The sequence below is a fragment of the Actinoplanes ianthinogenes genome, from assembly GCF_018324205.1.
GTDB lineage: Bacteria > Actinomycetota > Actinomycetes > Mycobacteriales > Micromonosporaceae > Actinoplanes > Actinoplanes ianthinogenes.
On record NZ_AP023356.1, the window covers coordinates 2558773 to 2579859 of the forward strand.

General features: G+C 72.4%; 18 protein-coding genes. 7 read left to right on the forward strand and 11 right to left on the reverse strand.

Annotated features, from left to right (window positions below):
* Window positions 1-294 precede the first annotated feature (294 nt).
* From treZ to glgX, 3 genes are read right to left on the reverse strand one after another with little or no spacing between them, the layout of a single operon-like run.
* Window positions 295-2028 carry a malto-oligosyltrehalose trehalohydrolase gene (treZ, locus tag Aiant_RS11840; protein ID WP_189335218.1) on the reverse strand — a complete coding sequence of 578 codons (1734 nt, stop codon included), beginning with the start codon at window positions 2026-2028 and terminating at the stop codon, window positions 295-297.
* A 1-nt stretch (window position 2029) separates the two neighbouring features.
* A complete protein-coding gene (treY, locus tag Aiant_RS11845) occupies window positions 2030-4297 on the reverse strand; it encodes a malto-oligosyltrehalose synthase (protein WP_189335219.1) in 2268 nt (755 codons plus the stop codon).
* Window positions 4297-6408: a glycogen debranching protein GlgX gene (gene glgX, locus Aiant_RS11850; RefSeq protein ID WP_189335220.1), complete on the reverse strand. Its 2112-nt coding sequence runs from the start codon at window positions 6406-6408 to the stop codon at window positions 4297-4299. Before glgX ends, treY begins: the two co-directional genes overlap by 1 nt.
* A 200-nt stretch (window positions 6409-6608) precedes the next feature.
* On the opposite strand from glgX, the gene Aiant_RS45625 reads away from it, so the two are divergent.
* A complete protein-coding gene (locus tag Aiant_RS45625; protein ID WP_229831168.1) occupies window positions 6609-8636 on the forward strand; it encodes a glycogen debranching enzyme N-terminal domain-containing protein in 2028 nt (675 codons plus the stop codon).
* Window positions 8633-9889 (forward strand): glycosyltransferase family 4 protein, encoded by a 1257-nt coding sequence (locus Aiant_RS11865; RefSeq protein WP_189335221.1) that lies wholly within the window; start codon window positions 8633-8635, stop codon window positions 9887-9889. The genes Aiant_RS45625 and Aiant_RS11865 overlap by 4 nt, the downstream gene beginning before the upstream one ends.
* On the opposite strand, the gene Aiant_RS11870 is transcribed toward Aiant_RS11865, so the two are convergent.
* From Aiant_RS11870 to Aiant_RS11890, 5 genes are read right to left on the reverse strand one after another with little or no spacing between them, the layout of a single operon-like run.
* A complete protein-coding gene (locus Aiant_RS11870; RefSeq protein ID WP_189335222.1) occupies window positions 9886-10791 on the reverse strand; it encodes a ketopantoate reductase family protein in 906 nt (301 codons plus the stop codon). The two genes, Aiant_RS11865 and Aiant_RS11870, sit on opposite strands and share 4 nt — an antisense overlap.
* Window positions 10791-11054 (reverse strand): UBP-type zinc finger domain-containing protein, encoded by a 264-nt coding sequence (locus Aiant_RS11875; RefSeq protein WP_189335223.1) that lies wholly within the window; start codon window positions 11052-11054, stop codon window positions 10791-10793. Before Aiant_RS11875 ends, Aiant_RS11870 begins: the two co-directional genes overlap by 1 nt.
* Window positions 11051-12628 (reverse strand): Na+/H+ antiporter, encoded by a 1578-nt coding sequence (locus Aiant_RS11880; protein ID WP_189335224.1) that lies wholly within the window; start codon window positions 12626-12628, stop codon window positions 11051-11053. The genes Aiant_RS11875 and Aiant_RS11880 overlap by 4 nt, the downstream gene beginning before the upstream one ends.
* 33 nt (window positions 12629-12661) lie before the next feature.
* Window positions 12662-13258 carry a fibronectin type III domain-containing protein gene (locus Aiant_RS11885; protein ID WP_189335225.1) on the reverse strand — a complete coding sequence of 199 codons (597 nt, stop codon included), beginning with the start codon at window positions 13256-13258 and terminating at the stop codon, window positions 12662-12664.
* 32 nt (window positions 13259-13290) lie between these two features.
* Entirely contained in the window at window positions 13291-13965 is a 675-nt protein-coding gene (locus tag Aiant_RS11890) for an EcsC family protein (protein ID WP_229831170.1), read from the reverse strand.
* Between the two features lie 238 nt (window positions 13966-14203).
* On the opposite strand from Aiant_RS11890, the gene Aiant_RS11895 reads away from it, so the two are divergent.
* The gene (locus Aiant_RS11895) at window positions 14204-15109 is read left to right on the forward strand and encodes a proteasome assembly chaperone family protein (RefSeq protein WP_189335226.1); all 906 of its coding nucleotides are present in this window, start codon (window positions 14204-14206) and stop codon (window positions 15107-15109) included.
* On the opposite strand, the gene Aiant_RS11900 is transcribed toward Aiant_RS11895, so the two are convergent.
* Entirely contained in the window at window positions 15106-15852 is a 747-nt protein-coding gene (locus Aiant_RS11900; protein WP_189335227.1) for an alpha/beta hydrolase, read from the reverse strand. The genes Aiant_RS11895 and Aiant_RS11900 overlap by 4 nt on opposite strands.
* Before the next feature lie 190 nt (window positions 15853-16042).
* On the opposite strand from Aiant_RS11900, the gene Aiant_RS11905 reads away from it, so the two are divergent.
* The 4 genes from Aiant_RS11905 to Aiant_RS11920 all read left to right on the forward strand — a co-directional run bounded on the left by Aiant_RS11905 (window position 16043) and on the right by Aiant_RS11920 (window position 18862).
* On the forward strand, window positions 16043-16705 hold the full coding sequence (locus tag Aiant_RS11905) for a hypothetical protein (protein ID WP_189335359.1): 663 nt from the start codon (window positions 16043-16045) through the stop codon (window positions 16703-16705).
* Between the two features lie 370 nt (window positions 16706-17075).
* Window positions 17076-18002: a DMT family transporter gene (locus Aiant_RS11910; protein WP_189335228.1), complete on the forward strand. Its 927-nt coding sequence runs from the start codon at window positions 17076-17078 to the stop codon at window positions 18000-18002.
* Window positions 18003-18239: 237 nt separating this feature from the next.
* Window positions 18240-18581, forward strand: a complete 342-nt coding sequence (locus Aiant_RS11915) for a hypothetical protein (RefSeq protein WP_189335229.1) — start codon at window positions 18240-18242, stop codon at window positions 18579-18581.
* On the forward strand, window positions 18515-18862 hold the full coding sequence (locus Aiant_RS11920) for a hypothetical protein (protein ID WP_189335230.1): 348 nt from the start codon (window positions 18515-18517) through the stop codon (window positions 18860-18862). The genes Aiant_RS11915 and Aiant_RS11920 overlap by 67 nt, the downstream gene beginning before the upstream one ends.
* A gap of 187 nt (window positions 18863-19049) precedes the next feature.
* Here the strand turns inward: Aiant_RS11920 and Aiant_RS11925 are convergent, their stop codons facing one another.
* Together Aiant_RS11925 and Aiant_RS11930 are read right to left on the reverse strand one after the other, a co-directional pair.
* The gene (locus tag Aiant_RS11925) at window positions 19050-19685 is read right to left on the reverse strand and encodes a hypothetical protein (protein WP_189335231.1); all 636 of its coding nucleotides are present in this window, start codon (window positions 19683-19685) and stop codon (window positions 19050-19052) included.
* The gene (locus tag Aiant_RS11930; RefSeq protein ID WP_189335232.1) at window positions 19682-21085 is read right to left on the reverse strand and encodes a selenium-binding protein SBP56-related protein; all 1404 of its coding nucleotides are present in this window, start codon (window positions 21083-21085) and stop codon (window positions 19682-19684) included. Before Aiant_RS11930 ends, Aiant_RS11925 begins: the two co-directional genes overlap by 4 nt.
* Window positions 21086-21087: the final 2 nt, after the last annotated feature.

A 21087-nucleotide genomic window follows, 5' to 3' on the forward strand; every position in this document is an offset into this window, starting at 1 on the left:
CCCGGAACCACAGACCCCGTGGCCTGGCACCCACACCGCGACCGACCACGGACCGCTAGCGGCGGCGGCCGCCGGGACCCACGGACCCGTGGCCTGGCACGCAGACCGCGACTGACCGCACGGACCACGGGCGGCGGCGGTGACCGGGCCCGGCAGATCTGTGGCCGGGCACGGAGAACCCGGGCGGCAGCCGTGGGTGAGCCGGGAAGAACGTGCTCACGTGGTCGGTCGACGACGTCCCGCCGCGGACGACGCGGCGGGACGAAGCGGTCAGGCGGAAACGCGAAGGAGGGGTCAGCGGGAGGTTCGGACCACGACGGCGCTTTCGGGTGGGAGGACCACTCGGTCGCGTTCCAGCACGACGCCTTCGGCGGTGGCGAGCAGGACGGCGGACGGGACGGCTCGCAGGCTCACCGTCTGGGGGGCGTCGGCCAGGTTGGCGGCGACCGCGTGGCGGCCTCGGCGGATCACCACGAACTGGTCGCCGTGCCACACCTCGACCTGGGAGAGCCAGGGGTCGGTGAGGTCGGGGGTCTCGCGGCGGAGACGGATCAGTTTCTTGTAGAGCGCCAGCATCTCGGCGTGGCCGGGCTTGCCCAGCTCGGCCCAGTCCAGCTTGGAGCGCTCGAAGGTGGCCGGGTCCTGCGGGTCGGGGACCTCGGCCTCGGCCCAGCCGTGCCGGGCGAACTCGCGCCGCCGGCCGTTCTGCACGGCGGCCGCCAGGTCCGGCTCGGGGTGGCTGGTGAAGAACTGCCACGGGCTGCTGGCCGCCCACTCCTCGCCCATGAACAGCATCGGGGTGAACGGCGAGGTGAGCAGCAGGGTGGCCGCGACCTTGAGCAGGCCGGGCGAGAGGGTCGCGGTGAGGCGGTCGCCGACCGCGCGGTTGCCGATCTGGTCGTGGTTCTGCAGGAAGGCGACGAACCGGTGTCCGGGGGTACGCTGCCGGTCGACCGGGCGCCCGTGCCGCCGGCCGCGGAACGACGACCAGGTCCCGGCGTGGAAGAACGCGCCCTCGAGGACGGTGCGCAGGCAGTCCAGCGAGCCGAAGTCGCCGTAATAGCCCTGCCGCTCCCCGGTGAGCAGGGTGTGCAGCGCGTGGTGCACGTCGTCGTCCCACTGCGCGTGCAGGCCGTAGCCACCGGCCTCGCGCGGGGTGATCAGTTTCGGATCGTTCAGGTCCGACTCGGCGATCAGCGACAGCGGGCGGCGCAGCGCCGTGGAGAGCGACTCGACCTCGACCGCGAGCTGCTCCAGCAGGTGCACGGCGCCCTCGTCGTGCAGCGCGTGCACGGCGTCCAGCCGCAGGCCGTCGACGTGGTAGTCGCGCAGCCACATCAGCACCGAGTCGGCGATGTAGCGCCGGACCTCGCCGGAGTCCGGGCCGTCCAGGTTGAGCGAGCTGCCCCACGAGTTCGAGCCGGTGGAGAGGTAGGGCGCGAACATCGGGGCGTACGCGCCGGAGGGGCCGAAGTGGTTGTAGACGACGTCGAGCACCACCCCCAGACCCTTGCGGTGGGCCGCGTCGACGAACCGTTTCAGGCCGTCCGGCCCGCCGTACGCCTCGTGCGGCGCGAACCAGCAGACCCCGTCGTAACCCCAGTTGTGCTCGCCGTTGAACGCGTTCACCGGGAGCAGCTCGACCAGGTCGACACCGAGCTCGACCAGGTGATCGAGGCGCTCGATGGCGGCGTCGAACGTGCCGTCCGGGGTGAACGTGCCGATGTGCAGCTCGTAGAGCACCGAGCCGGGCAGCTGCCGCCCGGTCCACGCCTGATCGGTCCAGCCGAAGGCGCCGTGGTCGTAGACCCGGCTGGGCCCGTGCACGCCCTGCGGCTGCCAGGCCGACCGCGGGTCCGGCACCGGGGTGTCGAAATCGGGCAGCACGTAGGAGTAGTCGGTGCCCGGGCCGGCCGACGGCACGTCGAGGCGCCACCAGCCACCGTCGCCCGGCTCCATCGGATGTTCGTGATCGTCCAGGCGCAGCTTGGGCGACTTCTCCGGCGCCCATACCTCGAAGGTCGTCATCTCACTCTTTCACCAGAAGAGCGACGGGATAGGTGTGCAGCAGCTCGGCAACGGCCAGGCGATTTCCACCGTAGCTGGCGTTCGTGAACACTTCCGTCCAACTGTGTCCGTCGAGTGACAACGTGGTGTCGTGCCATCCGCCGTGGCGTGACAATCCGACCGGCAGCCGGGTGGCCACCACCACCACGCCGCCGCGGTCGAAGGCCAGCACGTGCTCGCCCACCCGGCCCTCGGCGAACACCGGCCGGTACGTGCTGAACAGCTCCGGCCGCTGCCGGAGCAACCGCAGGGTACGGCTCACCACCAGCAGCTTCGCCGCGCCGGTCTCGTCGATCGGGGGCTGCCAGCCCTCCTCGAGGCGGCCGAGCAGCTCGCGGCGGGCGGCGAAGTCGACCGGCCGCCGGTTGTCCGGGTCGACCAGCGAGTAGTCCCACAGCTCGGTGCCCTGGTAGACGTCCGGCACCCCGGGCATGGCCAGCTGCACGAGTTTCTGACCGAGCGAGTTGGCCCAGCCGGGCGGCGTGATCGAGGCGGCGAAATCGGTCACCTCCCGGTGCAGCGCCGGGTCGTCGTAGATCTTGTCGACCATCTCCCGCAGTGCCGTCTCGAACGCCTCGTCGGGGCGGTACCAGCTGGTGACGGCGGCGGACTCACGGGCGGCCTTCACCGCGTACGCAAGCAGTCTGTCCCTGTCGATCGGCCAGGCGCCGACCGCGACCTGCCAGATCAGATGGGCCAGCGACGGGTCCGGGAGCGGAGCGATCCGGGTCCAGCGGCGGACCACCTCGGTCCAGTCGCCGGGCACCTCGGCCAGCACCGCGAGCCGCGCCCGGACGTCCTCGCCACGCTTGGTGTCGTGGGTGCTCAGCGCGGTCATGGTGGCCGGCCAGTCCTGCTGCCGGCCCTCGGCGTAGTCGTGGAACTCGTCGATGGAGACGCCGAATTTCGCCGGGTCGTTGCCCACCTCGTTGCGGGCGGCGAACCTGGTCCAGCGGTAGAACGCGGTGTCCTCGACGCCCTTGGCCATCACCGCGCCGGTGTACTGCTGGAAACGGATCGCCAGCTCGTCGTCGGGGTTGCGCAGCCGGGCGGTGAGCCGGTCCAGTGTGCTGATCATCTGCGGACGGCGGCGGCCGGCCTCGGCGCGGGCCTGAGCCAGGTGCCGGGCGCCGGCGGGCAGGTAGGAGCGGTAGACCGGGAAGCAGGCGGCCAGCTCGGCCAGGGCCGCCTCGGCGCCGTCGATCTCCGGGGCCAGCCGGGTGAGCCGGGCCAGCTCGGCGGCGAACAGTTTGGTGGCGACCCGGTGCTTGGTCTCGTGCACGAGGTTCTGCCAGGACACCTCGTGGCCGGTCAGGTGGCGTTCCAGGGTGTCGAAGAAGGCCTCCGTGCCGGTGTCCACGAAGACGCCGTTGACCTCGGCCATCGCGTCGTAGCCGGTGGTGCCGGCGATCGGCCAGCGGGGCAGCTGCTCGCCCGGCTCCAGAATCTTCTCGATCACCAGCCAGGCCTCCGGCGCGGCGTCGCGCAGCCGGTGCAGGTAGGCGCCCGGGTCGCGCAGGCCGTCCGGGTGGTCGACGCGCAGGCCGTCCACCAGGCCCTCGCGCACCCAGCGCAGGATCTCGGCGTGGGTCGCCTCGAACACCTCGGGGTCCTCGACGCGCAGCGCGGCCAGGTCGGTGATCGCGAAGAACCGCCGGTAGTTGATCTCCGAGTCGCCGCGGGTCCAGTTGACCAGCTCGTAGTGCTGCCGGTCGTGCACCTCGCGGGGCGAGCCGTCGCCGGTCCCGTCGGCGATCGGGTAGCGCTTGTCGAAGTAGGCCAGCTCGTCGCCGTCGACGGTCAGCTTCTCCAGCGGGTCGGGCTCGTCGGCCAGCACCGGGAGCAGGATCCGCCCGCGCGACCAGTCGATGTCGTAGAAGCTCGCGTATCGCGACTCGCGGCCGTGCTTGAGCACGTCCCACCAGGTCGGGTTGACCTTGGGCACGGCCACGCCGGCGTGGTTCGGCACGATGTCGAGGACCAGGCCAAGGCCGGCCTTGCGCAGCGCGTCGGAGAGGCCGCGCAGGCCGTCCGCGCCGCCCAGGTCGGGGCTGATCCGGGTCGGGTCGACGACGTCGTAACCGTGCGGCGAGCCGGGCGCCGCGGTGAGCAGCGGAGCCGAGTAGAGGTGGCTCACGCCGAGGTCGGCCAGGTAATCGGCGAGCTCGGCGGTGGCCTTGAGCGGGAAGTCGGGGCGGACCTGGACTCGGTAGGTGCTGCTAGGGATCATCACACCGTCCTGTCGAGCACGATGAGGGACCGGTCCGGTACCCAGATGCGGTGGCCGGCCTCCACGACCGACGGGCGATCCGGGGACGGCGCGGCGGTTTCGATGACTCGCTCCCACTTCTCCCCGTACTCGGCGGGGGGCGTGGCGAACTCGATGGGCGCGTCGTGCGCGTTGAAGAAGAGCAGGAACGAGCTGTCGACGTGGCGCTGGCCGTACTGGCCACGCTCGCGGATGCCCTCGCCGTTGACGAACAGGGCGACCGCCCGGCCGAAGTCGTTGCCCCAGTCGTCGCCGGCCATCTGCCGGCCGTCCGGGGTGAACCACTCCAGGTCGGGCAGCGGGTCGCCGCCACCGCGGGCGGTGACCGGCAGGCCGGTGAAGAACCGGCGGCGCTGGAACACCTGGTGCCGATGCCGGAACGCGGTCAGCTTGCGGGCGAACTCCAGCAGCTGCTCGTCCGCGTTCTCCCAGTCGATCCAGCTGATCTCGTTGTCCTGGCAGTACACGTTGTTGTTGCCCTGCTGGGTCCGCCCCATCTCGTCACCGTGCGAGATCATCGGCACGCCCTGGCTGAGCATCAGCGTGGCCAGGAAGTTCCGGCGCTGCTTGGCGCGCAGCTCCAGCACCTTCTCGTCGGTGGTCGGGCCCTCGATGCCGCAGTTCCAGGAGCGGTTGTGGCTCTCGCCGTCCCGGTTCTCCTCGCCGTTGGCCTCGTTGTGCTTGTCGTTGTACGACACCAGGTCGTTGAGCGTGAACCCGTCGTGCGCGGTGACGAAGTTGATCGAGTGGAACGGCTTGCGCCCGTCGTCCTGGTAGAGGTCGGCCGAGCCGGTGATCCGGCTGGCGAACTCGGCCAGGGTGGCCGGCTCGCCGCGCCAGAAGTCGCGGACCGTGTCCCGGTACTTCCCGTTCCACTCGGTCCAGTTCGGCGGGAAGTTGCCGACCTGGTAGCCACCCGGGCCGACGTCCCACGGCTCGGCGATCAGCTTCACCTGGCCGACGATCGGGTCCTGCTGGACCACCTCGAAGAAGGTGGAGAGCCGGTCCACGTCGTAGAACTCGCGGGCCAGCGTCGAGGCGAGGTCGAAGCGGAAGCCGTCCACGTGCATCTCGGTGACCCAGTACCGCAGCGAGTCCATGATCAGCTGGAGGCTCTGCGGGGAACGCACGTTCAGGCTGTTCCCGGTGCCGGTGTAGTCCATGTAGAACTGCGGCTGGTCGTCGACGAGCCGGTAGTAGGTCCGGTTGTCGATGCCCTTGAGACTCAGGGTGGGCCCGAGATGGTTGCCCTCGGCGGTGTGGTTGTAGACCACGTCCAGGATGACCTCCATCCCGGCCGCGTGCAGCGCCTTGACCATGCCCCGGAACTCCTGGGTCTGCTGGCCGAGCGTGCCGGTCGACGAATACCCGTGGTACGGCGCGAAGAAGCCGAGCGTGTTGTAACCCCAGTAGTTGCGCAGGCCCAGGTCGTGCAGCCGGTTGTCGTGGACGAACTGGTGCACCGGCATCAGCTCGACCGCGGTCACGCCGAGGCTCTTCAGGTGCTCGATGATCGCCGGGTGGCCGATCGCCGAGTAGCTCCCGCGCATGTCCCGGGGGATCTCCGGGTGCCGCTGGGTCAGCCCCTTCACGTGCGTCTCGTAGATCACCGAGTGGTGGTACGGAATGTCCGGCCGCCGGTCGTTGCCCCAGTCGAAGTACGGGTTCACCACCACGCCCTTGGGCATGTACGGCGCCGAGTCGAGGTCCGACATCTGGTCCGGGTTGCTCATGTCGTACGCGTACATCGACGGGTGCCAGTCGATGTCCGAGTCGACCGCCCGCGCGTACGGGTCGAGCAGCAGCTTGTGCGGGTTGCAGCGGAGACCGCGGTGCGGCTCGTAGGGGCCGTAGACCCGGTAGCCGTAGCGCTGTCCGGGCTCGACGCCGGGTAGGTAGGCGTGCCAGACGAACGCGTCCTGCTCGTGGAGCAGGACCTTCCGCTCGTTCCCCGAGGCGTCGAAGAGGCACAGTTCGACCGCCTCGGCCACCTCCGAGAAGATCGCGAAGTTGGTCCCCGTCCCGTCGTAGGTCGCCCCCAACGGATACCGGTGGCCCGGCCAGACCTGCATTTCTCGCGCTCCCCTCGGCCAGTGGTCGATGCGACCGGCCCGCGGTTCATGCCCGTCCGCGGGGTACCTCAATCCTGCCCGGCCGCGTCATCGCACATTCTCCCGGAGAGGACTGATACCGTCGGCCCGACTGTCCGATTAGGCGATGATTTATCCCCTTACGGGGGTTTAATCTTCGCCGGAACGAGCATTGAGGCGACGTGCCGCGGATCGAACCTCTGACCTTCGGGCCCCAGGTGTGCGGCGTTCTCGCCGAGGACGCCGGCGCCGGCCGGGAATGGCTGGTCACCGACGGTCTCGGCGGCTGGGCCAGTGGCACCGTGAGCGGTCTGCGGACCCGCCCCGAGCACGCGCTGCTGACCGTCGCCGGGCCGGGCCGGGCGCCGCACGTCGCGCTGGCCGCCTTGGATCTGACAGTGACCCTCCCCACAGGTACGCGGGTGCCGCTGTACACCCATGCGTGGGAGTCCGGCACCGTGGACCCGGCCGGCCACCGCTTCCTGGAGACGTTCACCCTCGCCGGCGGGCTGCCCCGGTGGCGATGGCGGATCGGCGACGTGGTGGTCGAACGCGAGCTGGCGCTGCGTCCCGGCCTCGCGGTGGTCCACCGGGTGCTCAGCGCGCCCGGCCCGGTGCACCTGTCGGTCGCCGCGATGTGCACCTGGCGCGAGGCGGCCACCGCCCGCCGGGCGGACGGCCCTCAGCTGCGGATCGAGCGGGTGGCCGACGGGGTGATCGTCGAGGGGGCGTACCGGCTGGCCGGACCCGGCTGGCAGCCCGCCGGGCAGTGGCACCTCGGCGCCCGGGCCGGTGCGCAGGTCGAGGACCTCTGGCTGGCCGGCACGTTCGGCCGGCAGGCCGGGACCGGGGAGAGCCTGGAGGTCTCGGCGTGGGCCGGGAACCTCGCGGATCGCCCGCCGGCGCCGCCGGTGGTGCTGGCCGCGGCGCGCGAACGGGCTCATCGCCTGGTCACCGCGGCAAAAGCTGAGGGGTACGCCGGAACGCTCGCGCTCGCCGCCGACACGTTCATCATCCAGGCCGCCGACGGTCCCCGGATGGCCGACGGGTACCCGTGGAGCGGGCGGGCGGCGTCGCTCGCGGCGTACGAGGGGCTGTTCCTGGACACCGGGCGGGCCGACGAGGGGCGGGAACTGCTCCGTGCCCTGGTGGAGCGGCCGGCCGGCGCGGTGGACTGCCCGCTCTGGCTGGTGCACGCGGTCGACCGGCACGTCACCCGGACCGGCGACACCGACCTGGCCCGCCGGCTCGCCGTCCCGCTGGGCCGGCTGCTGCGCCAGTCCCTCACCGGCGACGGCCCCCTGACCGTCGACCCCGCCGACGGCTTGCTCACCCTGTCTCCGGCTGGCGCTCATGGCCCTATCAGCGGTCCGGACAGGGCCATGAGGACCAGCCACGATCTGACGGCTGGCGCTCACGGCCCCATCAGCGGTCCCGACAGGGCCATGAGGACCAGCCACGATCTGACGGCTGGCGCTCACGGCCCCATCAGCGGTCCCGACAGGGCCATGAGGACCAGCCACGATCTGACGGCTGGCGCTCACGGCCCCATCAGCGGTCCCGATAGGGCCGTGGGGGCCAGCCAGGGGGCCGGGAAGCTGGTGGAGATCAACGCCTTGTGGGTGAACGCGCTGGCCGGGCTCGCGGACCTGCTGGCCGAGGGCGGGCGGGACGATGCGGAGCCGCGGGACCGGCACGCCCGGGCGCGGGAGTCGTTCCGGCGGCGGTTCCCGGCGCCCGAGGGATGGCTGCACGACGTGGTCGAGGGTCCGGCGGCGCCGTACCCGCTCGGGGCGGGCACCCAGCACGACGATCCGACGTTGCGGCCGTATCAGCTGCTGGGCTGGTCGCTGCCGCACGCGCCGATGCGGGGCGGCGCCGGCGGAACCGTCCGCGCCGCCGGGGAGGCACTGCTCACCCCGCTCGGGCTGCGCACCCTGGCGCCGGACGAGTACGGATACGACGGCGCCGGCCCGGGCCAGGGACTGGTCGAGCCCTGGCTGATCGGGCCGTACGCGGACGCCTGCGCGGCCACCGGACGACCGGTCGACGGGCTGCTCGACGGGCTGGCCGCGCACCTGGCCGAGTGGGGCGTCGGGTCGGTCAGCGAGGCCGTCCACGGCGACGCCCCGCACCGGGCGCTGGGCCGCCCGTTCGACGCCCTGGCCGTCGCCGAGATGCTGCGAGTGGAGACGAGGTACGCGCCGTGAGCCGGATTCTGCTGCTCTCGTGGGAGTACCCGCCACTGCTGGTCGGCGGTCTGGGCCGGCACGTGCACGCGCTGGCCGGCGCGCTCGCGGCGGCCGGGCACGAGGTGACCGTGGTGACCCGGCAGGCGCCCGGCGCGCCACCGGTGGAACACACCGAGGGCGTCCGGGTGATCCGCGCCGCCGAGGACCCGCCCGCCTTCGAGGTCACCGGCGGCGACCTGCTCGGCTGGGCGCTGGCGTTCAACCACGCGCTCACCCGGGCGGCCCTGGGCGCGATCCGGGCGGCCACCGTCCGCGGGCAGCGGTTCGACCTGGTGCACGCGCACGACTGGCTGGTCGCGCACACCGCGGTGACCCTGCGCGACCATCTGGACGTCCCGCTGGTCGCCACGATCCACGCCACCGAGTCCGGGCGGCACCAGGGCTGGCTGCCCGCCGCCCACAACCGGACCATCGACGACATCGAGCGCTGGCTGTGCGCCGAGGCGAACCGGGTGATCGTCTGCTCGGAGTACATGCGCGCCGAGGTGATCCGGCTGTTCGGGGTGCCGTCCGAGCGCACCGAGGTGGTGCACAACGGGGTGGACGCGCTGCGCTGGCGGGCCCGGCCACGGGCGGTCGCGGCGGCCCGGGAGCGCTACGCCGGCGCGGACGGGCCGCTGGTCAGCCTGGCCGGGCGGCTGGTCTACGAGAAGGGCGTGCAGCACCTGCTCGCGGCGGTGCCCCCGCTGCGCGAGCGGTTCCCGGGGCTGCGGGTGGTGGTGGCGGGCGACGGGCCGTACCGCAAGGATCTGGAACGCCTCGCCGGGCCTGCCGTGACCTTCGCCGGCTTCCTGGTCGGCAATGATCTGACCGCCCTGATGGCGGCCTCGGACTGCTACGTGGTGCCGAGCATCTACGAGCCGTTCGGGATGGTCGCGCTGGAGGCGGCCGCGGCCGGGACGCCGGTGGCGGTGTCGTCGACCGGCGGGCTGGCCGAGATCGTGGAGCACGGGGTGACCGGGGTGCGGTTCCCGCCCGGCGACCCGCACGCCCTCGCCGACGCGGTGGCCGGGGTGCTGGCCGACCGGGACCACGCGCGGGCGCTGGCGTCGCGGGCCCGGCAGCGGGTGGTCGAGGAGTTCAACTGGCCGTCGATCGCCGCGCGGACCGCCGTCGTCTACGACAGCGCCCGCCCATCCGTCGCGGCGAAACTGCCCTCGCCCTTCTCGCCGGACCAGGCGGCGGAACTGCTGGTGGCGAGCGTCGGCTAGCGGCCCGCCTGGTAGATCGACAGGGCGGTGTAGGCGGCGGAGAGCAGCGGCGTGGCGACGCCGTGGCGGGTGGCCTCGGCGACCAGGTCGCCGACGATGGCGTCGGCCTCGACCGGCAGGCCGGCGACCAGGTCACGGTACATGGACGAGGTCCGCGGCTCGGTGCTGGTCATCGTCTCGCCGAGCACCGCGACGGCCTGCGGGCGGGGCGGGAAGCCGGCGGCGGTGGCGACCGCGATCGCCTCCGCGGTGAGGGCACGGTGGAACGCCGGGCCGCCGGGCGCCGCGTTGATCGCGCCGATCGGGCCGCGCAGCAGGGTGGTGGCCGCGCCGAGAGTGGCCAGCAGCACCCATTTCTCCCACATCTCGGCGCGGATGTGCGGGGACGGGCGGGAGTCGAAGCCGGCGTCGCCGAGAGCCGCGGCGACCGCGTCGACCCGGTCGTCGGCCGCGTCGCCGAGCGGGCCGAAGACCAGGCGGTGCAGGTCGCTCATCTGGACCACGTCACCGTGCTCGTTCAGCGTGCCGTGGATCATGCAGAGGCCGCCCCAGACGTGCTCGGGGCCGAAGGCGCCGGTCAGGGTGTCGAGGTGGCGCATCCCGTTGAGGAGCGGGACGATCACGGTGCGCTCGCCGACGGCGGGAGCCAGGCTCGCGATCACGGCGTCCAGCGCGTAGCTCTTGACCGCGATGAGGACCAGGTCATAAGCATCGTCGAGGGTGTTGATCGTGCGCGGCGTCAGCTTGGTCTCGCCCGAAGGCGAGACGATCCGCAAGCCTCGCTCGGCGAGCCGGGCCTGCCGGCCCTCGCGGACCAGGAACGTGACGTCGCGCCCGGCCTGCGCCAGCCGGCCGCCGAAGTAGCCACCGGTCGCGCCGGCCCCGGCCACCAGGATCCGCATCAGCCCAGCTGCTCGTCGTCGAAGCACCAGCGCCAGGTCTCGCCCGGCTCGAACGAGCGCATCACCGGGTGCCCGGTCTCGGCGTGGTGCGCGGACATGTGGCGGCGGGGCGACGAGTCGCAGCAGGCGACCACGCCGCAGGTGAGGCAGAGGCGCAGGTGCACCCAGTCGTCGAAGCCGCCGGCCACGCACTGCGGGCAGCCGTCGGCGTAAGCGGTCTGGGGAGCCGGGTCGCCGGACTCCTTGAGATGCTGGCAGATCACTCTTCACTCCGGTGCAGCTGGGACTCTTCCAGGTCGAGCTCGCGCTGGGCGCGGACCAGCACCTCCTCCGGGATCCGCCCCTCGTTCCGGGCGATCTTGAAGACGTGCCGCTCCGCACTGATCATCTCGCGCCGCAGCCGGCCGTAGGCAGCCGAGGGGGTCTCCTGCTGCTGGCTGCCCAGCCGCTCCCAGGCGTTGTTGGACCGGCTCTCGACCAGGCCGCGCAGCCGGTCGACCACCGAGGCGGGCGCGCCGTCGGCATGCGCCTCCAGCGCTTCCAGGGCGGCGCGGCTGGCGGCGTGCTGCACCCCGGCCTCGGCGAGCGCGTCCTGGGCGCTGGTGTCCTCGCGCACCCCGAGCCGCCGGGCCAGCGTCGGCAGCGTGGTGCCCTGGGTCAGCAGGGTCAGCACGATGACCGCGAAGGCGATGAAGATGAACAGGTCGCGGGGGTAGTCCGGCACCTCGGCCTCAGGGCTGAACGAGGGCAGGGTCTGCGCGGCGGCCAGGGTGACCACGCCGCGCATCCCGGCCCAGGCCAGCACGGCGACCGCGGCGGCCTGCGGCCGCGCCTCCCGGGCCCGGACCCGCGGGAGCAGCCGGGCCAGATAGGTCGCCGGGTACATCCACAGGAAGCGGACCGCGACCAGGGTGCCGAAGACCGCGGCGGTGACCGAGACGGTGGTGACCATGTCGGTCTCGATGCTGCTCACCACCGTCCGCAGCTGGAGGCCGACCAGCAGGAACACCACGCCCTCCAGGAGGAACGTGGTGAGCCGCCAGACCGCGTCCATCTGGAGGCGGGAGGTGGGCGAGAGCAGGTAGGGCATCCGGTGCCCGAGGTAGAGCCCGGCGATCACCACGGCGACCACGCTGGAGGTGTGCAACTCCTCGGCGACGATCACCACGACGAACGGGGTGAGCAGCGACACCGCGTCGTCCAGCAGCGGATCCTCGATCCACCGGTGCAGCTTGGCCGCGGCGATCGCGGCGACCATGCCGATGATCAGGCCGCCGCCGGCTTTCAGCCCGACCTCGGCGGCGATCTCCCAGAACCCGACCGCGGCGCCGGCCAGCGCGCCCACCGACACCCGCACCAGCACCAGCGCGGACGCGTCGTTGAGCAGGCTCTCGCCCTCCAGGATGGTGACCACCCGGCGGGGCAGGCCCACGCGGCGGGCGATCGCGGTGGCGGAGACCGCGTCCGGCGGGGCGACGATCGCGCCCAGCGCGACGCAGGCGGCCAGCGGCGCCTGCGGGACCATCCAGTGCACGACGAAACCGACCGCGAACGCGGTGACCAGCACCAGCCCGACGGCGAGCAGCAGGATCGGGCGCAGCGCGTGGCGGAACGCCGGCACCGAGGTCTGCAAGGCGGCCACGTAGAGCAACGGCGGCAGGATGCCGATCAGCACCAGCTCCGGCTCGAGGTGCGCCTCGGGGAAGCCCGGAACATAGGACAGGCCGAGACCGGCGACCAGCAGCACCAGCGGCGCCACGAAGCCGAGCCTGCGGGCGAGGGCCGCGCCGACGACCGCGATCGCCACGAACACGACCGTTTCGACGATGCTCTCCATGGCGGGAAGCTTATTGCCCGCCGGATGCCGGCATCAGGTGGTGCTCACCACGCCCGATCGCGCGACGGTCTTGGCCCGGGTGCCGTCCATGCCCTCGCGGGTGCGGACCTCGTCCACCGAGAAGACGTACGGCGTGCCGGGGACCAGCCCGGTGACCGTGGCGCTCATCCAGCCGCAGCCGCCCGGGGTGACCGTCAGCCAGCCCGGGGACTCCGGCTGCGCGCCGGCCACCAGGTCCTGGCTGACCGCGATGATCCGATACTGGACCAGGTCGGCGCCGCCCGGGTTGAACCACGTGACCATGGCGCTGGTGGTGCCCGGGGTGACGTCCACGCCGTTGATCGCGCCGCCCCGGAACGCGGCGGCGTCGCAGGCCGGGCTGCGGTTCGGCGTCGGCGTGGCCGAGGGCGAGACGGCCGGCGGCAGCGTGGCGGCGGCCGGCCGGGCCCGCGGCGCGAAGCTCGTGGTGGGTGACGGCGCGACGCTGCCCGCGGTCGACCAGATCCACGGGCTGGTCCCGGACGGGCTCGGCGCGGCCTGCGCGGTCCCGGAGGAGGCGCAGGCGGCCAGCAGCAACGGCCCGGCGAGCATCGGCAGAACGACGGCGGCAGCTTTCCGAATCCCCAGCACGTCCCTCACGTTCGGGCCGGGCCGCCGGTTGCTTAGCGGTAATGCTCCCGGGCGCGCCGGGCCAGGTCCTTGGTCGCGGCCGAGTTGACCCAGGTGCCGAGGACCACGCCGGCGCCCGGGACCATCTTGGCGAAGACCTTGCGGGCCGCGCGCACCCCAGCCATGTGGGCGAGCTTGACGCTGAGCTTGATCAGCGCGCCGCCGAGCGGGCCGCCCTCCGGGCCGGTGAAGATCCGGCTGGCGCGTTCCCGGCCGGCCGCCACGCCGAGGGCGGTCCGCGCGGTCTCGGCGGCCTTGTGCACCCGCTGGAGGACGAGCAGGTCGGTGGCGCGTTCCGGGGCGGTCGGGTCGGCCCCGTGGGCGGCGGCGATGTGCAGCACCATCCGGGCCTGGGTCCAGGCGAGCACGCCGACGTCGAGGACCGCGCCGGGCAGGCCGGCGACGCCGGAGACGGCGCCGGAGAGGCGGGCCAGGGTGGTGAAGTTCTTGACGGCCAGGGTGGCGAGCTCGTCCGGGGTGATGCCGGGACGGCCGGCACGGGTCCGGGCGGCCCACTCGGCGGCCTCCGGGCCGAGACGGCGGACGGCTTCCAGGGCCAGGTGCTCCGGGGCGTACTGGGGGTCGGCCCGCATCCGGGACCAGAGGGTGCCGGGTGGGGTGGCGGCTTCGCCGGAAGAGGTGGGAACGGGTACGGGGTGGCTGCTCAACGATCACTCCCGAGGGGGCGAGACGGCGATCTACCCCCATAGTGGCGTCGGCGTGCACGTCGGTTGCCCGGCGATGCCAGGTTTTGGTGTTGACCGTCACACCGTTGCGTTCGGTGAGCTGCTCGGCGTACGCAAAGATTCGAAGAAGGACCACAGCGGGCCGGAATGTTCGCCGCGGTCCGGCTGTTGTCGGCGGAAAGCCCGCGTCGGCGGGCGATGTCTTGAGGAGGACCGCAGCGTGCTCGACCCACACGGGCTCTACGAGGTGGCCGGAGAACTGCCGGCCCTGGACAGCCCGGTGCTGATCCAGGCGCTCACCGGGTTCGTCGACGCGGGCAGCGCGATCCAGCTGGCCCGGGAGCACCTCCTGGCGGACCTGGAGAGCGAGGTCGTCGCCACCTTCGACCTGGACCAGCTCCTCGACTACCGGTCGCGCCGCCCTCCGATGATCTTCGTGGCCGACCACTTCGAGAGCTACGAGGACCCGGTCCTCGCCCTGCACCTGGTGCGTGACCAGCTCGGCACGCCGTTCCTGCTGCTCGCCGGCCCGGAGCCGGACCTCCAGTGGGAGCGGTTCATCGCCGCGGTGACCGAGCTCATCGAGCGGCTCGGCGTCAAGGTCACCATCGGGCTGAACGCGATTCCGATGGCCGTCCCGCACACCCGGCCGGTCAGCCTCACCGCGCACGCCACCGACCGGAAACTGATCGGCGAGCACGAGTCCTGGTTGCAGCGGGTGCAGGTGCCGGCCAGCGTCGGCAACCTGCTGGAGTTCCGGCTCGGGCAGAACGGGCACGACGCGCTCGGGTACGCCGCGCACGTCCCGCACTACCTGGCCCAGACCGGTTACCCGGCCGCCGCCGAGCTGCTGCTCGACTCGGTCTCCGGCAACACCGGGCTGGCGCTGCCGACCGGGAAGCTGCGCGAGGCGGCCAAGCAGGTCCGCGAGGAGGTGGACAAGCAGATCGCCGAGGACGAGCAGGCGGCCCGGCTGGTCACCTCGCTGGAGGCGCAGTACGACGCGTTCGTCCGCGGCCGGCAGGCCAACCTGCTGGTGGACACCGACGCCCCGCTGCCGACCGCCGAGGAGCTCGGCGCGGAGCTGGAGCGCTTCCTCGCCGAGCAGACCCGCGACGACGGCTAGCGCTTGCTGATCAGGAAGTCGAGGACGGCCGGGAGCTGCGCGTCCCAGTAGTCCCAGGTGTGCTCTCCCGGGCCGAAATCGGCGTCCAGCTCCACCCCGCCGGCCTTGCAGGCGGCGACGAACCGCCGGTTCTGCGCGAGCAGGTGGTCCTCGGTGCCGCACCGCAGCATCAGCCGGGGCAGCCGCTCCGGGGCGGCGGTGCGCAGCAGGTGCAGCAGATCCTCGTCGCCGCCGGCGACGACCCGGTCGGCGAAGACCCGCGCGACCAGGGCACGCATGTGCGGTCGCAGATCGTGCTCCTGGATGTACGCCAGGTCGAGCGCCCCGGACAGCGTCGCGGCGGCGGCGAAGCGCTCCGGCTCGCGCAGCGCCCACTTCATCGCGCCGTAGCCGCCCATCGACAGCCCGGCGACGAACGTGTCCTCCCGCCGCTGCGAGACCCGGAAGAACTTCCGCACGGTCTCCGGCAGCTCGGCCGAGAGGAAGTCCCAGAACCGCATGCCGTACGCCTCGTTGGCGTAGAAGCTGCGATGCACCTGGGGCATGACCACGGCCAGGCCGTGCGCGTCCGCATAGCGTTCCACCGAGGTGAAGCGGCTCCAGGCGGAGTGGTCGTCGGTGAGTCCGTGCAGCAGGTAGAGCACCGGCGGCGGGTCGCCGGCATCGCGGTCGGGCAGTATCACGCTCATCGAGGTGCTCAGCTCGAGCGCCTCGGAATCGAAGTCACACCGGATCAGGGCCACGTCGCCCATTCTCGCGGTTTTCCGGGGCCGGGCACCGGCTGTCCCACGTCTCGCGCGGTTGGGAATGTCGTACCCGTCGATTAGAATGTATGTACGAAACAGGGGCCCTGAGCTGCTGATCTTCGGCGGGTTTAGAACACCTGTTCGAGGCCATGCGGCGAGTGAGGAGACCGACGTGACCACGTCCACCATGTCCATCTCGACCACCCCCGTGCCCGTCATCCCGCCCTACGCCACGATGCTCGGCTTCACGCGGTACGTCTCCCGCACCGGCCCCGCGAAGGCCACGTTCGTCGGCGGGCTGCGCAAGCAGCGGGAGCGGCGCAGCGGGTTCAACCCGCACAGCCAGCTGGTGAAAGCGCTGAAGGCCGACATCGCGTTCCGCACCGGCGGCAGCTACCTCGGTGGCGTCGTCGACCTGGTCAAAGACCGGTGGAAGCCGCTCTACGAGTCGCTGCGCGCCGGCGCCCGCAGCTATCTGTCGTCGCTCGGCGACCCCGAGCAGATCACCCTGATCCAGGCCCGGGACGCGCTGGCCAGCGTCGGCCCGCTCGCCGTGAAGATCAATCCGCACTTCGGGCTCCGCTTCGGCGACGGGCACCGGGAGGCGGTGCGGCTGCACTTCGACGAGGAGCCGCCGAGCCCGGAGCTGGTCACCGCCATGCTGCACCTGATGGCCCGGCACATGGAGCAGATCCTGCCGGACGCCGACCCGGTCCTGGTCGACCTGCGGCGCGGCGTGACGCATCGGCTGAACCCGGCTACTCGGGCGGCCGATGTGGAGAGCTGGCTGGCCGGGGAGGCGGCGGCTTTCACGGCGATGTGGTCGGCGACGGCGAGTCCGGCCGCGTGATCGGTTCGCTGCTTCCCGCCTGATGCTCCGTCTGGCCGGCCTGGCCGCTCCCCCGGCCGGGCCGGCCAGCGGTCCGCCTTCACCGACGCTCCCCCGCGGGGCCTGACTGCCCAGCTCGGGCCTCACCACGATCCCGTTCCCCGGCGCGCTGCCCGCGCCGGGGAACGGCCGTTCGGGGGCATGTGGCGACGCTGAAGGCGGCCCGCGGGATCGGTTAGGGTGGCGGGGTGAGTCCGTTTCCCGGCGTTCTGCCGCCGCCGCGCTCCTGAGCGGAGCGTGAGCCGCGCCGTCTGAGCCTTGCTCGGACGGCGATTCTGCGATGCGTTCCGCCGCCGGCCCGAAACCGACTCACCCCCTTCGCGGAGCGCGCATGTTCTCGTCCTCGCCCTCGGCCGGTGCACGGCTGAGCCTTCTCCACCTGTCGATCGCCGGGATCCTCTGGGGCACCGCCGGCGTAGTCGTCCAGCTCGTCGCGGCCCGGACCGGCCTCGGCGCGGTCGCGATCGGCTTCTACCGGCTGCTGTTCGCGGCCGCGACGATGCTGATCCTCGGCCTCCCCGCCCGCCGCCGGATCTGGGCGGCGTTCCGCACCGCGCCGGTCGCGGTGGTCGCCGCCGGGGCCGGCCTCGCGGCATATCAGGCCTTCTACTTCGTCGCCGTCCGCCTGACCGGCGTCAGCATCGCAACCGTGATCAGCCTCGGTTTGGCCCCGATTCTGCTCAGCGCCGCGGAGACGATCCGCACCCGGCGCCGCCCGGCCGACGCCGAACTGATCGCCTCCGCCGCGGCCGTCATCGGCCTGGTACTCATCTCCGGAGCGACGCTCGACGGAGCCCGAGCCGGTGCGGGCACGCTCGGCCTTCTCGCCGCGATCGCGTCCGGCACCGTCTACGCGGCCTCGACCGCCCTCAGCCGGCACACCACCCAGGGCATTCGCCCACTGCATCTGACCACCCTGTCCTGCACCGCGGGCGCGATCACCCTCGCCCCGATCGCGGTCGCACAGGGGGTGACGTTCACCCCGAGCCTCCCGTCGATCACCCAGCTCGCCTACCTGGGCGCGATCACCACCGCCCTCGCCTACGCCTGCTTCTACACCGGCCTGCGCAGCACCACCGGCAGCGTCGCGGTCGTCGTCACCCTGCTGGAACCGCTGACCGCCGCCCTGCTCGCGGTCCTTCTCCTCGGCGAACCCCTCACCACCACCGCGATCATCGGCAGCCTGCTCCTGTTCGGCGCGGTCACCACGCTTTACCTCAAACCCGCCCCATCGCCGGAGCCCAGCCTCACCCGCTGATCCGCTTTCCGGGAAAATCAAATTTTGTACGCTTCCGTCCCGCCGGCACCCCTGCCCGCGCACGGCCGCCCCACCCGCACGGCGACCCCAGCGCCGCCGGGCCCGCCGACCCGCACGGTCCGCTCATCGGGGTGGTGACGCCGAAACGCCGAGGAGAGTGAGTGAGATTCGATCTCCATACCGAGCTCGTCGCCGCCCTCCAGCCTGGCCGGATTCGCGGTCCGCCTGCTGACCTAGGTGATCGAGGACGGGGACGGATACTCCGAGGACGAGCTGGACGTGGCCGAGAAGCGGCTCGGACTCCGCCTGCCGGCCGCGCTCCGCTCGGGGTATCGGATCCTCGGCAAGCGCCCGGACCTGACCCGGAACCAGGACGACCTGCTCACCCCGCACCAGACCGAGGTCGACCGGACCGGAGCGGTCCTGGTCTTCCGGCGGGAGTGCCAGGGCGTCACCGAGTGGGGCATCCCGCTGTCCGCACTGGCCGAGGCCGACCCGCCGGTGGTCTACCGGTGGAGACGCCGGAGCGCTGGCGGCCCTACCTGGAGCGGACCTCGCCGGCCTGGGTGGAGATGGTGATGTCCGAGTGGCTGCTCGGCGGCCCCGGCTTCGCCGCGAACCGCGAACTGGACGCCGACGACATCCCGCGACTGGCCCGGCTCGGTCAACGGCTGCCACTGCCGGACCACCCGGTCTGGGCGCTGCCCGGCGACCGGCCCACGCGGTGGTACACCGTCGGCGGGGTCGTTCTCCGCGAGGATGCCGGGACCTGGGTGTGGGCCCGCTCCGACTCGGAGGACGCGATCGCCGAGCTGCGCCGATCGCTTCCCGGCGACTGGCAGGAGTGGGACGAGGGCTGAGCGGAGGGCGGGGCTTCCGGTCGTACCGAAAACCGGCGGACATCAGGGAAAGCGGCCTGGACCGATCGGCGACAGCCGGGGTGGAGAGCGGGTCCCGAGCGATAGGGGACAGCCGGGAGGGAGACCGGGGCCGGAGCGGCCGGGAGGGCGGCGGGAAGGACGGAGGCGGGCAGGGCGGGCGGAGGGGTCAGGCGGTCAGGGCGATGGTGAGGGCTCCGGCGGCGACCAGCACGCCCGCCCACAGGCGGTCCACGTTGAACCAGGCGCGGCGCAGGATGTTCACGCCGAGGAACTCGTAGACGAGCAGGGCGCATCCGGCCATCACCGTGAACATCGCCACCGTGTGCACGCCGGCCGCGGCCAGGCCGGTCAGGGCGCCGCCCGGGGAGCCGGACATCGCGTGGCCGGCGTGGGTGACCGGGACCGGCGTCGTGGCCAGGACCGGGAGCAGCATCAGGCCGGCGCCGTGGGCGGACGACATCAGGAACGACCAGCCGGCCAGCTGGGCCGACGACAGGCGCATGCCGGCCCAGCGGAAGTGGCGTTCGGAGAGCAGCCGCCACAGGCCGAAACCGACCAGCAGCACCCCGCCGGCGATCCCGACCACGTTGGCCGCGACCACCGAGCGGGTCGCCGAGATGACCGCGGCGACGATCGCGACCGAGGCGAGGTGCCCGGCCGCGATCGGGGGCAGGGAGCGCAGCAGCACCGAGCGGCTGCGCTCCTGCATGCCGCGGGCCACCGCGAACAGCCAGCCCATCGCCGGGTTCAGCCCGTGGAACGCGCCCAGGGCCACCAGCGCCGCATAGGATTCCCAGGTCACGAGGGGAAACAGTACGAGTCGGACGAGGCGTCGCCGCCCTGGAGCCGGGTCTGGTGCACGCGCCGCCCGCGGAACTCGTCGCCGTGCGGGAAGAAGCGGTCGTCGAGCGTGAGCCCCTCGTCCGTGGCGTCGATCTTGGCGAGCCAGGCGCCGACGCCGTCGGGGTAGAACTGGTCGTCCCAGGAGCCGTAGAGCGAGTTGGTCACGTAGACCCGCTTGCCGTCCCGGGACACCTCGACCATCTGCGGACCGCCGGCCAGCCGCTCCTCGGGGAACGCCGGGTGCGGGGTGCGCCGGACGATCCCGCCCAGGTGCACCGAGTCGAGGAACACCGGGTTGAACGGGTCACTGACGTCATATCGCCGCAGCTCACCGGTGCCCCAGCAGGAGACGTACAGGAAGCGGTCGTCGACGCTGAGGTCGATGTCGGTGACCAGCGGCGGCACCGCGCCGAACGGCTTGAGCGCGGGCGGCAGCAGGTCCGGGTCGGCCGGTTCGGCCGGGATGTCGATGATCTTGCGGACCGCGAACGAGCCGTCGGACCGGTGCCACGCCCAGATCGAGGCGGACAGGTCCTCCACCGAGATCACCACACCGAGGAAGCCGTGGGTGGCCGACGGGTCGTGGGCGGGCCGCAGCTCCAGCGTCATCTGGTACTGGTCGCCGAGGTCGACGGTCTGCACCAGACTGCGCTTGGCCAGGTCCCAGAAGTGGATCCGGTGCCCGTACTTCCGCCCGAGCAGCAGCTCCGGCACGATGCCGTCCTCGATCATGTCCGGCGTGCCCCACTCCGAGGTGACCAGCACGTCCTGGGTCAGGTGCCACCAGAAGTCGTAGGCGAGATGCTGGTCGCCGCGGTCGGCCTCCCACTGCCCACGCACGTCGAACGTCTTGTGGTCGAGGATCGCGATGCCGCCCGGCCCGTCGCCGCCCTGCCCCGCGCCCAGCGCCGAGACGTAGATCCCGTCCGGGCCGCAGTGGATCGTGTGCGGGCGCGAGTAGTTCGCCTTCTCCGCCAGCTCGTCGGCGCTGATCTCCTTGACCAGTCGCGGGTTCCGCGGGTCCGCGAGGGTGTCCAGCACGTAGATCCGGGACGAGCGCAGGCCGGGCACGATCAGGTAGCGGCGCTCCACGTGCGGGTGCGGCGCGGTGGGGCAGAGCGCGCTGCTGCACGCGTTCCAGCCGAAGTGGTGCAGCTCGTCACCGGTGTGCGGCAGGTCGGTCCAGCCGACCACACGGCCGTACTCCGGCGAGGCGGGGTCGGTGTCGATCACCGCGATCGCGTCGGGCTTCTCGGCCGCGCGATCGAAAGCGGCCACATAGGCCAGCTTCTCCGGTGGCGCGCCGGCCGCGGCGCCTGGCGAGGGGTAGAACGTCGGGTCCGGTGTCCATCGCGTCATGC

Bases quoted from the DNA above. Each gene is read 5' to 3' on its own strand.
- treZ (WP_189335218.1), bottom strand. From the start codon at position 2,028: ATGACGACCTTCGAGGTATGGGCGCCGGAGAAGTCGCCCAAGCTGCGC.
- treY (WP_189335219.1), bottom strand. From the start codon at position 4,297: ATGATCCCTAGCAGCACCTACCGAGTCCAGGTCCGCCCCGACTTCCCG.
- glgX (WP_189335220.1), bottom strand. From the start codon at position 6,408: ATGCAGGTCTGGCCGGGCCACCGGTATCCGTTGGGGGCGACCTACGAC.
- Aiant_RS11870 (WP_189335222.1), bottom strand. From the start codon at position 10,791: ATGCGGATCCTGGTGGCCGGGGCCGGCGCGACCGGTGGCTACTTCGGC.
- Aiant_RS11880 (WP_189335224.1), bottom strand. From the start codon at position 12,628: ATGGAGAGCATCGTCGAAACGGTCGTGTTCGTGGCGATCGCGGTCGTC.
- Aiant_RS11905 (WP_189335359.1), top strand. From the start codon at position 16,043: ATGTCCATCTCGACCACCCCCGTGCCCGTCATCCCGCCCTACGCCACG.
- Aiant_RS11910 (WP_189335228.1), top strand. From the start codon at position 17,076: ATGTTCTCGTCCTCGCCCTCGGCCGGTGCACGGCTGAGCCTTCTCCAC.
- Aiant_RS11930 (WP_189335232.1), bottom strand. From the start codon at position 21,085: ATGACGCGATGGACACCGGACCCGACGTTCTACCCCTCGCCAGGCGCC.